Origin of the sequence: Bradyrhizobium sp. LMG 9283, from assembly GCF_045571415.1 — a bacterium.
GTDB lineage: Bacteria > Pseudomonadota > Alphaproteobacteria > Rhizobiales > Xanthobacteraceae > Bradyrhizobium.
In genome coordinates, this window is sequence record NZ_CP120691.1 from 2,346,741 (window position 1) to 2,359,468 (window position 12,728).

Annotated in this window: 11 protein-coding genes and 1 pseudogene; 5 read left to right on the forward strand and 7 right to left on the reverse strand. The window is 61.3% G+C overall.

Annotated elements, in window-relative coordinates:
- The first annotated feature begins 12 nt into the window (after window positions 1–12).
- Window positions 13–1,485, forward strand: a complete 1,473-nt coding sequence (locus P6U29_RS10925) for an amidase (protein ID WP_407117592.1) — start codon at window positions 13–15, stop codon at window positions 1,483–1,485.
- Window position 1,486: 1 nt separating this feature from the next.
- On the opposite strand, the gene P6U29_RS10930 is transcribed toward P6U29_RS10925, so the two are convergent.
- The 7 genes and pseudogenes from P6U29_RS10930 to P6U29_RS10960 form a co-directional block, all read right to left on the reverse strand.
- A complete protein-coding gene (locus tag P6U29_RS10930) occupies window positions 1,487–2,383 on the reverse strand; it encodes a LysR substrate-binding domain-containing protein (protein ID WP_407117593.1) in 897 nt (298 codons plus the stop codon).
- Window positions 2,384–2,573: 190 nt separating this feature from the next.
- Entirely contained in the window at window positions 2,574–3,194 is a 621-nt protein-coding gene (locus P6U29_RS10935; RefSeq protein ID WP_407117594.1) for a transporter substrate-binding domain-containing protein, read from the reverse strand.
- A 294-nt stretch (window positions 3,195–3,488) separates the two neighbouring features.
- On the reverse strand, window positions 3,489–4,697 hold the full coding sequence (locus P6U29_RS10940) for an alpha/beta fold hydrolase (protein ID WP_407117595.1): 1,209 nt from the start codon (window positions 4,695–4,697) through the stop codon (window positions 3,489–3,491).
- Between the two features lie 4 nt (window positions 4,698–4,701).
- A complete protein-coding gene (locus P6U29_RS10945; protein WP_407117596.1) occupies window positions 4,702–6,084 on the reverse strand; it encodes a DUF4403 family protein in 1,383 nt (460 codons plus the stop codon).
- A gap of 308 nt (window positions 6,085–6,392) precedes the next feature.
- Window positions 6,393–6,745 (reverse strand): annotated as a pseudogene (locus P6U29_RS10950) (CoA transferase subunit A); the annotation flags it as partial.
- 77 nt (window positions 6,746–6,822) lie between these two features.
- Window positions 6,823–7,062 (reverse strand): hypothetical protein, encoded by a 240-nt coding sequence (locus tag P6U29_RS10955; RefSeq protein WP_407117597.1) that lies wholly within the window; start codon window positions 7,060–7,062, stop codon window positions 6,823–6,825.
- A 129-nt stretch (window positions 7,063–7,191) separates the two neighbouring features.
- On the reverse strand, window positions 7,192–9,051 hold the full coding sequence (locus P6U29_RS10960) for a DUF6538 domain-containing protein (RefSeq protein WP_407117598.1): 1,860 nt from the start codon (window positions 9,049–9,051) through the stop codon (window positions 7,192–7,194).
- Window positions 9,052–9,100: 49 nt separating this feature from the next.
- On the opposite strand from P6U29_RS10960, the gene P6U29_RS10965 reads away from it, so the two are divergent.
- From P6U29_RS10965 to kaiC, 4 genes are all read left to right on the forward strand, one after another.
- The gene (locus tag P6U29_RS10965) at window positions 9,101–9,616 is read left to right on the forward strand and encodes a hypothetical protein (protein ID WP_407117599.1); all 516 of its coding nucleotides are present in this window, start codon (window positions 9,101–9,103) and stop codon (window positions 9,614–9,616) included.
- A gap of 489 nt (window positions 9,617–10,105) precedes the next feature.
- Complete coding sequence (locus tag P6U29_RS10970; RefSeq protein ID WP_407117600.1) at window positions 10,106–10,780, forward strand: response regulator transcription factor; 675 nt, start codon at window positions 10,106–10,108, stop codon at window positions 10,778–10,780.
- Between the two features lie 107 nt (window positions 10,781–10,887).
- Window positions 10,888–11,232 (forward strand): circadian clock KaiB family protein, encoded by a 345-nt coding sequence (locus P6U29_RS10975; protein WP_407117601.1) that lies wholly within the window; start codon window positions 10,888–10,890, stop codon window positions 11,230–11,232.
- A complete protein-coding gene (kaiC, locus tag P6U29_RS10980) occupies window positions 11,229–12,716 on the forward strand; it encodes a circadian clock protein KaiC (RefSeq protein WP_407117602.1) in 1,488 nt (495 codons plus the stop codon). Before P6U29_RS10975 ends, kaiC begins: the two co-directional genes overlap by 4 nt.
- Window positions 12,717–12,728: the final 12 nt, after the last annotated feature.

Genomic DNA, 12,728 nt, shown 5'->3' on the forward strand with positions numbered 1-12,728 from the left:
TTAGGGTTCATGATGACTGATGGTTCCGGCCGAACGGCCTTCCCGCCGGCGCCGACTGGCCTTGGCGCGCTCTCTGCAACCGAGATCGTGGCCGGTTATAGGCGCAAGGCATTCACGCCGCGCGATGTCGTCGACGACACCATCGCCGCGCTGGAGGTGACGAACGAAGCCTGCAACGCTATCGTGACCCCGATGTACGAGCAGGCGAGGGCGGAGGCTGATCGTCTCACGAAGGAGATGCGCGCGGGCGAGGTCATGGGGCCGCTGGCCGGCGTGCCCGTCACGATCAAGGATCTCGTCTTCGTCGCGGGCGTGCCGGCCTATGCCGGCTCGCCGATGAACCAGGCGTTCGTGCCCGAGGTCGATGCCGCCGTGGTCTCCGCGTTGAAAGCATCCGGCGCCATCATCACCTGCAAAACCACCACCTGCGAGTCCGGCTACAAGCTCACGGCAGACAGCCCGGTTACCGGCACCACGCGAAATCCCTGGAATCCCGGCCGCACCAGCGGCGGATCGAGCGGCGGCGCGGCGGCAGGCGTTGCGGCCGGCTGTGGCCCGATCGCGATCGGCACCGATGGCGTCGGCTCGATCCGCGTGCCGTCGTCGTTCTGCGGCGTGTTCGGTCTCAAGCCGACCTTCGGGCTGGTCCCGCGCTCGCCCGGTTTCTCGCCGCCGTCCTGGGCCTCGCTCGCGCATACCGGGCCGATCACACGTACGGTGGCAGACGCTGCGCTGACGCTGGAGATCATCGCCGGCTACGACATGCGCGATGCCGCAAGCCTTCCCGTGCCATCCCGCCGCTTCGATACCGACGCCGCAGCGCTGAACGGCATTCGCATCGCCGCCAGCGTCGATCTCGGTTACGCCGCAGTCAGTCCTGACGTGACGGCGGCATTCGGCAAGGCTCTCGCCATTCTCGATTCCTGCGGCGCGCAGGTCACCATGGATGGTCCCACGCTCGATCCCGGCATTCTGGAGCATACGCTGAAGCCGATCGCCTTCACCGAGCAGGCGGCGGCCGTTGCGGGCAAGACCACGGCCGATCTCGCCGGTTCGGAGGCCGCCTATCGCGATGTCGTCGGCGTCGGCCGGCGCTATAGCGGCACGGACTACGTCGAAGCTGGCTATCGCCGTGGGCAGGCGCGCAACGCCTTCGTCAAACTGTTCGAGCGCGTCGATGCGCTGGTGACGCCGACCGTCTCGGTGACCGCGTTCGGGGCCGGCCAGATCGGCGTCGGAAACATCGACGGCCGCGAGGTCGACCCGCATCTCGGCTGGTCGCCATTCACCTGGCCGATCAATCTTGCCGGCCTTCCGGCGGCGACGCTGCCGTGCGGCTTCGACCGCGACGGAATGCCGATCGGGCTTCAGATCGTCGCGCCATGGCTCGACGAGCCCACCATCTTCCGCATCGCGGCCGCCTTCGAAGCGGCACAACCCTGGGCAAAATTCTGGCCGCAGCTGGCGCTACGCCGGAAGGGGTGAGCTACAGCTCGATCGGCGCGTCGCGACCGCTTAACTCTTCATCGAGCCGCAGATAGTGTGCGAGATAATCATGCAGTGCGGTCGCTGCTTTCGAGGTCGCGCCGCTCGATTTGTAGAGCAAGAGCTCGATCTTCGGCAGCGGGGGGAGGCCTTCGTTCGGCCCGATCTCGCGCATCGCCGGCACCAGCGCGCTGCGGCCGAGCACGGTGACGGCCATGCCGGCGAAGGCCGCGGCCTGAAGGCCGCCGACGCTTTCGCTGACGCAGGCGATACGCCAGCGCAAATTCGCGCGCTCCAGCGTGTCGATGGCATAGTCGCGATAGATGTTGCCGGGCGGCAGGAGCGCCAGCGGAATCGGACGCTCCTGATGCGCGGCAGACTGCTCGCCGGTCATCCACACCAGTTGCTCGCGCCGCACCACCTGGCCGCCGGTGAAATCATTCATGCGGGTGACGAGCGCAATGTCGACATCGCCGCGCTTGACGAGGCCGACCAGAGGCGTCGACAGCGCGCAGTTGAGCTCGACCTGCACGCGCGGAAAGGATTTTCGGAACACGCTGAGGATCGACGGCAGCATGAACGCCGCATAGAGGTCGGGCGTGCCGAGCACGACCTGGCCCTCGATCTCCTGCGACGCCAGTTGCGAGATCAGCTCGTCATGCAACCGCAGGATGGACTTGGCGTAGGTGAGAACGGTGGTGCCGTCGTCGGTCAGCGTCAGCCTGCGGCCGCCATGCTCGAACAATTGCTTGCCGGTCAGCTCCTCCAGCCGCTGCAATTGCAGCGTGATCGCCGGCTGGGTACGGCCCAGCCGGCGCGCGGTCTCGGTGATACTTCCGGTCTCGACCACCGAGATCAGCGACCGGAGCATGCGGATGTCGAGGCTGATGAGGTTCATGCGGCGTCCATGTCGCCCAGAATTTATGCAAGTTCCGTGCTAATGGCCACCGAACGGCAGCGCCCGGCGCTGCGGTCTGAACGCGCATCCCGGTTGGAGTGCACACGCGTGCACCTGGTCCCGCTGTAGTTCCTCGTAAGGAGACGATAACTCCTTGGAATATCGTTGCTATCAAGGCGACGCAGGCCTGTCAGTTCGTCGGCCCATCCCCACGGATCGCAAACGTCGTCGCCTTCAGCTTGGTCATGCCGAACTTGTCGAACAGCTTGTCATAGGTGCCATCAGTGCGGATCGCCGTCAGCGCCTCGGCAACGGCCTGGGCCAGCAGCTTGTCACGAAAGGCGAAGGTGATGTCGGTGCCCGCGATGTCACGGACCCAGATCTTCGCGATGCCCTTTTGCTCCAGCGAATTGGCGGTCTCGTTGATGTTGAGCGCGGCCTCGAGCTGTCCAGCGCGCAGCGCCGCAGAGGTGGCGGTGACGGTGGTGAAGGTGCGCAGCTCGATCGGCTTGAGGCCCTTGGCTTCCATCGCCGTGCTGAACTCGCGCGCCTTGCGCTCGGTGTAGGTCGCCGATTCCACACCGACCACGCGGCCGGCGAGGTCCTCGAATTTCTCCAGCTTCAGGCTGGAGGAGGGATCGGTGTAGATGCTGATCGCCTGCTGGGCATAAGGCACGAGGTAAAGCATCTTGGAGCGCTCCTCGGTCCAGAACAGGCCGGTGTTGATGGCATCGAAGCGCCCCGAGCGCAGCGCCGGGATCATCGGCGGGAAGTCCATGCGCAGGAACACCGGCCCGGACTGATGCGGCACAGAAAATTGGCTCGAGCGCTTCGACCACGGCATCTCTCACGGTAAGATCAAGGTTTCGCGGGTCTTCGGACCTCAACCTTCTCTCCGACCTCGATCACCATCAGATCTTCACCAAGCTCCACTGGGCCCAAAGGTCTTCCGCGTTGGTGGAATCAGATCTTGCTCGATGGCGTTTGGCACACGACGTGTGAATACACCGCCAGCTTGGGCCTTGTCCCCTCCCGCGCATAAGGTCTGGTTGCTGGTTCGAGTTCTGCCGGTCCCACCAACCTTCGCTCGCGAAGCGAAGGTGGCCTATCTGACGCAGTCGTCCGGAGGTGTTTTCCGGGCGAAGCGGTCAGTGATCCAGTTCACCGCCGCCATCGTGCTCGCTTGCGCGGCGCGTCCATGGCCGATACCGGGCAGCATGATCATCCTGACCTTGCTGCCCGCCTTGCACAGCCTGTCCATGTAGGCCTGGGTAACCGCCGGCTGGATGATCTGGTCGCTGGTCCCCTGCGCCAGAAAGATGGGGATCTCAGGCGAGAGCACACCAGTGCTGTTCTGTTCAAGAAGCGAGCGCCAAGGTTCGGCCTTGGTCGGATCTTGCACCATCAGGAAATATTGCTCGAGCGGCCTCCCTGTTCTTTGCCTGACGATCAGGTCGAAAGGCCCTTCGATGCATTCTTGCGCCAGCCTGTCAATGGCAGGCATGGCGCGCGGATCGACGACATTGTCGATGGCGGCTCCATAGACGCGGTGCCACGACCATAGCGTCATCGCCGTGATGTTCTTGCCACCGATCGAGTTGATATCGTCACTCATCAGCTTCGCAAGATCCGTCGCTGGCGCCGCCGCCGCGACGCCGAGAAGCTTCAGCTCAGGGGCGTAAACGTTTGCCATCATCCCAGCGAAGAGCGCGGCTTGGCCGCCTTGCGAATGTCCCCATACGATGAAGTCCTTGCCCCCGCCTACCCGGGGAAGGGAGCGTGCGGCGCGCACGATATCGATCACGGCGCGACCTTCGCTCTCACCCACCAGATAAGGATGCGGGCCCGGCGTGCCGAGCCCCGGATAATCGGTCGCCACCACGACGAAGCCACGGGCGATCATCGAGCGAAGGCCCTGGATCTGCTGAAACAGAAAAATCGCGAGCGACGGCGCGCAGCGCGGGACGGTGCCCGATGTAGGATGCGCCCAAGCAACGATCGCACGACCGCCGGGCGGGGGCGCACCTTGCGGGACGATAACGACGCCGGACACAAAGACCGGCCGGCGGTTCAGCCCCGTCGACCGATAAAGCACGCGATAGGTGGAGGCGCCGAGCGGAGCGCCGTCCATCGGCTCCTGCCGCACCAGGGTGCCCGGCGCACCAGCGAGCAATGATTCCGGCGCATCATAAAATGCCGTCTGGGCCGACGCTATCCGCGCCAGGCCAGAGATCGCTGCGGCGACGAGCGCATTTGACATCCGTTTGTGCCGCCAGCGGCCGACGAAATTGAAGTACCGCATGGTCCAGCTCACGTGCTTACAAGCCGTAAAGTATCTTCAGACTGCCGCTGGCATGAAGAGCAATCACGATTCCTTCGCTCAACAACTGCACTTTCTCGAGCCTTGCCGAGTCGAGGCGCGCCTCCATGCGAAAGCCATCCTTCAGTGGGCGCGTCAGGCGCTCGTTCGCCGCCATGAGTAGGTTCTGATAGGAGATGCGGTAGTCGAGATTAGCGACATTCTTCAGTTGCGCCGCCAGCTGTTGCACGGCGGATCGAATCTGGCTGTCATCTGACGAAGTTGTCAGGTCGATTTCGCCGAGACTGAAGGCCCTGGCGTCAGTATCGATTTTTGGCGAGGCGGAGAAATAGGTCCATTGGCCTGCGCTAGAATCGGTGTCCGAACTCTGTGCCAGGCGCACGCCGATCACGAGTTTACCCGATGACGGATAAACCTGAACCTCGCGCACGGAAGTGTCCTGGGCCGGCGCGGCTGCCATCGCCTGGCTGATTTTGTCCTTGAGTGTGTCGTAGTTGATGCGGAAGGGAAGAATGACGTCGAAAGTTCCCGGCTCCGCCACCGCAGTGCCGAGCGGAGGCAGTCCTGTCGGCGTGACAGCCGGCGGCTGCTGCCCTATCACGGTTTCCGCGGAGCCGGTAAGTTCAAGCGATCCCCACAACAGCTTGGCGTCGGCGCGGACTCCGGCGAAAGCCGCGCTCTGCGGGGTCAGCTGCAGCCAGGCCGGTGGATCCTCCGCGAGTTTGATGGGTTCAAACGCGTGACGCCACGCCATCTCGGCTTTGCCGTGCAGGTCGAGTGCGCGCGCCGCCGCCAGCGCGCGCGACCGGATGCGGCCAAGTTGCGTCCGGATGTTGGGCTCGACATAGGGCGCCAGGTCAAACTCGCGGCCGAGCACGTGAAGGTAGGGATGTTCGCTCCAGTGGAAGGAGTCGCTGATGTTTAGCTGCAGCGACCCATCCCTCCGCAGCTCGGGGCGCGCTTCAACCTCGATCGTCGCGCGCGCCTCGGTGTCGCCGCGAATGCGCGCCGTGAAACGATTGGCTCCTTGGCCTTCGGCGGCGCCATATATGGAGACCGCTCCGAAGACGCGGTCGCCCCGGCCATACAGCGAGACCGGGCTAGTCCGGTCGACGAAGCCCCAGACATCGCAATTGGCGTTGACGCGGAAGATAAATACACGACGATGAACGCAGTTGACGCGTTCGTCGATGGTGGCAAGCCGCTTTGGAATATCCCGCTCGATCGCCGCAGCGAGAGCCGGCAGCCCGAACTCGACCGTCGCAGAGATGCGTGAAGTCGTTACGAGCGGTGTTGCTGTGTCCGGGCTCAGCGCCGGCTTATCGGCGCCGGGCGCGACAGTCGGGAGCGCCGCGAGAGTGAGTGCGGCCAGAAGGGCCATGCCCATACGTGATCTATTCGCGATTGAATCGTATTCCGGCTGATATCTGCGTGATCGAGGAATCATTCTAGTGCTCCAGCTTCAAGGAAAACCAGAACCTCAGTCTGTCTCAATGCGCTCGCGAGCGATAATAATGCCATACGTTAGGAATGCACGAACGGCGGAAGCTGTTTCGCGATCCGGGCTCGGCAATGGCAACCGATCGAGCTACCGCCATTCTGTATCCGGTTTTCGGCGGGTGCTGCGCGGATCCCCACGAGCTCGAGAACCTCAAAAAGCAACCTAACGATGAACGCCTGACGCCTCACCGGCGTCAGCACGCCACCGAGACCGCATCCGCCTGCGCGAATGCGTTCGACGAAGGTGCCCTGCGGAACAGGTCGACGGCGATTTGGTTCGCCAGCATCTGCTGCTGCGCCTTCGGATTGAGGCCGATATGAGGTGCGGTCAGCTTCGACACCAGTGCCTGATCGAACAGTTTGCCGACACCCTTGCCGGGCGTCGCCGCGTCATTCAAGACCAAAGTCAGGCCTGCCTTATTCTGGCGAACGACTTCGTCGAGCAGCCGCTCCGGAGTCCCGACTCCCATGAGTCCGCCAACCATGATGCTGGCGCCCGCCGGGATCATCGCAACGGCTTCTTCGACGGAAACAGCCTTCATGGTCGGTACTCCGATCGGATCACGGAAAGGTAGCAGCGGGATGTTTGCCCGCCTTCACCGCGGTCCTTTGATTTGCATCAAGGCTTCTCGTCATTTGAACTAGCGATGGCGGTCGCGACGCTTCGGAGCATGTCATGCCACAGCTTGCGCACCTCGCGGTGGCGGCGTTCGAGCGCGCAGTTGACGGCCGCGCGATAGGGCAACAGGATTGAGCTCTTCTGGACAATGATCTGGGTTTGGAGCATGCGGCCGCTGTCGAACTCGATGCGGCGCGGCGCCATCACGAACGGATCGTCCGGATTTGCCGCCGTCGGCAACAGCGCGCCCGGCGTTCTCTATCAACGTGAGTAGGTATGCGAAGGCGATGAGCGACGTCGGGCAGCAGCCACAGAATTTGCCCGCCACGCTGATTTATCTGTTGTCCGGAAATTTTAGTGTACCCGTCCTCAATACGTCGTCAGCACGATGAGCCCGCCAGCATCGGCGCGGCCCTTCGCTGCGAGCAAGATCTCCCTCATTTGCTTGACCACCGGCGGCTCGAGCTTCTCAATCATTGCGGCCATTTCCGGATCGAGAATGCCTTTTCTTCCATAGCGTCCACGGACGTCGCTTGCGTGCCCAAGAATGCGATCGCGTGTGCGCTGCGCGATCGCCTCATTGTCGAGCCAGTCTGCCATCAGGTGTCTCGTGGAATATAAAGTAAGGTCAGCGCGATCCAGCTTCGGCTTCAGCTTCGCCTTAACGTACTGCCATGCTTTGCTGAGTGGCTGGGACCAGCGGATCGTGCCGTCCTTTCGGGTGTAGTGCTCCCATTCGGGAAATAGCCGCTCTTCTTGCCCGTCCATCAGATCCTGCATCCGATCTAGCAGGCCTAGCTCGATAAGCAGCGGATGAATCGGGATAACGCAGCCTGCGGAGTTCGTTTTGAGATTGCGCAGGTCCTTGACCGCGATCCGTCCGTTGCGTGCATCGAACGGCCGCAAGTCGAAGTAGTAGAATTTGCCGTCGCTGCGGATGTCGGCACATTTGAGTTGACCGACCTCGCCGGGCCTCATGCCGGTTAGGATGCAAATAAGAAATCCCCAGTACAGGTGCGACTGCACCAAATATCCGCCTGGCTGCCAGACGTGAGTGCGGTTCCTGCATCCGGTGAACAACGGCTGCTCGATGAGCGTGAGCAGTTCTTCGTCATCGAAAGCGTCACGCGGCAGAGATGCCAGGTTTTCTGGGTCGATACATTCGAAATTGGGCCGCGGACCTGAGCAATGCTTCTCTTGAATTGACCAATCGATGAACTTGTAGAGGCCACCCCAATAGCGGCTCTTGATCGTCTTGGTTGTCAGGCGCACGAGTCCGGACCAACCGTGGGTCTGCGCGTATTTGTAGCGCTGGAATAGAGTTTTTGAATCGTCCGCAGGGATGTTGTCGCGGTTAGGAATGTCTGTAAGGGCTTCGTCAAGCTGCTTCCATTGCTCCGCCGTGACGTGATGCATAACCGGGTCGCCGAGCAGGTCGATCGCGAACTGTATGATCGCTTCGGCCTCGCTGCGTCCCTTCATCTTGTGCTGGCGCTTGCGGCCCTCAGGCCGCAGGAATTCCACCAGGACGTCCGACATCCTCTTTGAGGAAGCAACGGGTACAGCTGCGTCTAGCTCGGCAGCTGCAAAATCTGGCTCGTGAACGGCTTTTTCGGCCGGTGCCGTTATCGAATTCCCGAGATGCTTGGCAAATTCGGTCACGAGGTCTTTGGCCAGAGCGATGGGGTCGAATGGCGCCAAAACGGGAGATGATGGCAAAATCTCCAGGCCGCCAATCTGCTCCGCCATGTCTAACCGGGCTGCGGCGGGGCTGGGCGATTTCAGGCGGGATGCCGTGCGCTTTAATAATTCGGCTTCCGCGGCTTTATTCTGGTCGACGAAATCGACCCAATTCCTCGCGAGTCCCGGAAAAAGAACAGCATAGAAAAAGCCGCGCTCCCGGGCCCGGGCGAGAAAATGCCGAACCTGGAACTCGAATGCCTGCCGGCCAGACAGCTCCCGTTCGTCACCAGGGACACCGACCGCGACATAGGCTTTCAGGCGGCGGTCAAAGATGCTCGCCAACGCTTCCAAGTCGGGAGCTTCGACGATCTCCACCGCCCATCCCAGGTTAACCACCAGTCTTCTCCGCGCCTCTTGGAAATTCGCTGTCCGAAGGCTGACACGGAGCAGGGAACGGCCATAGATTTCTTGGGCGCGTTTCCCCAGTCTTATCTGGATGCAGTACCGGCCGTCCGGACGGCGGTGGAGATAGGCCGGGCGGGCCATGTCGTTGCCTTTCTGAGAAGCCCGGCCGGGGGTGATACATCCCGGTGAGATGTATCGCTCCCGACTCGAACTCCAAAAGTCAGGCAAGGTATTGTATTTTCAAAGGAATTACGGTTTTTGGGAGTGTGGTAGCGCGTCCCTCCCCCGCTACCAATCCTACGATTTTCTTCGCCAAGCTACGGTCTTCTTTGATTTTGTTCGCCTGGCGGTAGCGGTTCAAGCCACTGGCGCCAATTGCGTTGCCATAGGGTTCGTCGGGCTGCTCATCGTCCAACAAACCGGCCAGCTTCACCTCGACGCGGCGCCAGTTCTGTCGCTGGTCACTGCCGGTCTGTCAAACCTCGTCAGCAGCGTGCCTGCCGTCCTGGTCCTAAAGCCCTTCGTTGCTAACCTGCAGGATCCGACTCGGGCATGGCTTCTTGTTGCTATGGCTTCCGCCCTTGTCGGCAACCTAACGCTGGTGGGATCAGTCGCCAATTTGATCGTTGCACAGCGGGCGCGTCGCCACGACATCACGTTTGGTTTATGGGCGTATTTCAAGGAAGGTACCTGTCGACAACGCTGACAATTTTGTTCGGCACCTGGTGGCTTTGATTAGCGGTGAGCGGCGATGCCGCCGACTCGGTGGCGCTTTCCGCTCCATCGCGATGAACTGAAAGTGCGAGACGAACAGCGGACCGAGCAGCCTCGTCGCCAGCTATCACTCCTTCGTCAATGTTCCCTAACGCGATCTGTAGTTTTTGCGGATACCCAGTTGTGAGAGTTAGCCGCGGCGCGCGACGGTACCAGATCAAGCGCGATACGGTCAGACACAATACGACACGGGCAGCTGGTATTCCGAACCAGAATTTCGCGGCATTGGGATGCCCGTGCGTGAGTGTTGTACGACCTCGAATGTCGAGCCAAGTTATCGCTATTAAGGAAGAATGACCTGCTCCGATCTCAAAATAGTGTGTTCTTACCGGCCACTTAGTTGCGGGGAACTATACCCGCCAACACGCGTTATTAGACCATCTTCCCACACAGCATCACCTCATCAACATAAGGGGCCTGCATGGACCAACTGATGGAGGTTCGCGTGCGCGAGAATGACCGATTGGGCCGTATTGTCTCTGCGCTAAGAGGCGGCATGATCCTCGTGGATTTCCAGGGCCACGTCACGTGGATGGACGACAAGACGCGCCGCAGCGTGAACGGCGGATTGCTGGACCTCACCCTGCCCATACGTCGACCTGACGCGTCTGCACTCGACTGTTTCATGTCGCCGGTTGCGGTGACGATTAACGGTCAGCGGACGGTCTTGTGCGCGATTCAAGAATCCGCCGAGCAAGGAGACTCGGAACGCGATCTCATCGCAGCGATCCAAGCCGCTATGGCCGATACCTCATGGTTCGCACGCGTCATCATCGAGAAGCTGAAATCACTGCGCCAGGGCAATCGCTCCTCCGAAGCATCGGATGATGGCATCGATGCGCTCAGTGACCGCGAGCGCGAGGTTCTCGGTCTCATCTGCGAAGGCATCAGCGATGCAGAGATGAGCAGGATCTTGCGCCTTTCCCCGAACACTGTGCGCAATCATATCGCCTCGCTCTACCGCAAGATCGGGGTGAACAGGCGCAGTGCCGCAATCATCTGGGCACGTGAACGTGGGATCACCGGCCTCAATGTAGTCGCGCCCAGGCGGCAGCGCGGGCCCACCACTGACGGCAAGGGTCAGTCGGCAGAATAATCGACCTACTAGGGAGTTAGTATTTCTCGCTCTCTTGCAGCGGAACTCGCCACGTAGTTCCTTGATACCGATTAACCCGCCCCTCCGTTGCCGGCCGAAGGCCGCCGGTGGAGGCGGCATACCGGCCCGCTGCGATGGCGCAACCTGACAAGGCAATCCCCCTGGCTACCCGCTCCATCCTGCGACTTTACATCGCCGGGAATTCCCCAAGCTCGCGTCAGGCTGAACAGAATCTCAAGCATCTCCGGACGCTGATGAAGGCGGAGGCAGACCATGTCGAGGTCATCGACGTGCTCGCCGACCCAGCGCTTGCTGAGAAAGAAAGCATCCTCGCCACGCCAACCCTTTGCTACGAGCATTCGGGTCGCCGCCGAAGAATCGTTGGCGATCTCGGCGACTCCAAGAGAATTCTTATGTTTCTCGGAATCGAAATGAAAGGGGATGCCGCATGACGACGCGCGACATCGATACTGCAGATGCTCTTGAACGAGTAAAGACAGGCGTCAAGGCATTCGATGATCTGGTTATGGGCGGATTGCCGCGTGCCCGGACGACGGTCGTCGGCGGAACACCCGGGAGTGGCAAGACCGTTTTCGCCACGCAGTTTCTCGCCCAGGGAATTACGATGTTCGGCGAGAACGGTGTCCTCGTCACGTTCGAGGAGCCGCCCCAGGATATCGAAGCCAACATGCGCAGCTTTGGATGGGACCTTCGGAGATGGCGCAAGGACGGCACCCTGGCCTTTGTCGATGCCAGCCCGCCCGCAAGCGACGAATTGGTGGTTGGTGATTTCGATTTGGCAGGCCTGCTCGCCCGAGTCCAGCACGCAGTCAAGACGGTCAACGCCAGACGTGTAGTGCTCGACTCACTGACGCAGCTCTTCGACCATTTCATCGGCGACCCTAAGATTCTACGCCGTGAGCTGTTCCACATCAGCAGTGCCCTAAAGAAATCCGGCCTCACCGTGCTCATGACGGCCGAGCGGAACAGTGAGTACGGCGAGATCACGCGCCATCGGCTGGAGGAATTCGTCGCCGACAACGTCGTCATTCTGCGCAATGTCCTCCATCGCGAGAAGCGCCGACGCACGATCGAGGTGCTCAAGATGCGCGGCAGCCATCACGCCGAGGGCGAGGCGCCCTTCACGCTGGTTGCTAATCAAGGTGTCGTCGCCGTTCCGCTGTCATCGCTCCGGCTCGAGCAGCAATCGAGCGTGGTACGTGTGACCAGCGGTAACCCGGCAATCGATGAAATGTGCGGCGGCGGGTTCTTTCGCGATAGCGTGACGCTCGTGAGCGGTGCCACCGGCACCGGCAAGACCCTTCTGGTGACGAACTTCTTGGCAGGTGGGGTCGCCGCGGGTGAGAAGGCCATTTTATTCGGCTACGAGGAGAGCAGAGGCCAGCTGTTTCGCAACGCCAGCGGGTGGGGCGTGGACTTCGCCAAAATGGAAGAAGAGGGGAGGCTGAAGATCATCTGCCTCTATCCTGAGGCTCAGGGATTACCCGATCATCTGCTGACCATCGAAAGCCTCGTCGACGAATTCCAACCCAACAGGATTGCGATCGATAGCCTGTCGGCTTTGGAGCGTATCGCGCCGGATACGGGCTTTCGCGAATTTTTGATCAGCCTTACGTCATTTATCAAGAAGCGCGAGATCGCCGGTCTTTGCACCGCCACCAGCAAGTCATTGATCGGCGGCGAGAGCGCGAGCGAACAACATATCTCGACGCTGACCGACTCGATAATCCTGCTGCGCTACATCCAGGAGCAGGACACAATGCACCGCGGCCTGATGGTCCTGAAGATGCGCGGCAGCGAACACGCCAAGGAAATCCGGCAGTTCACGATCAATGGCAGTGGCATGCATCTCGGCGGTCCCTTCAAAGATGCGCCTAACGTCTTCACCGGCTCGGACAATGATTTCACGCTGTGACGCGCAGCAGGG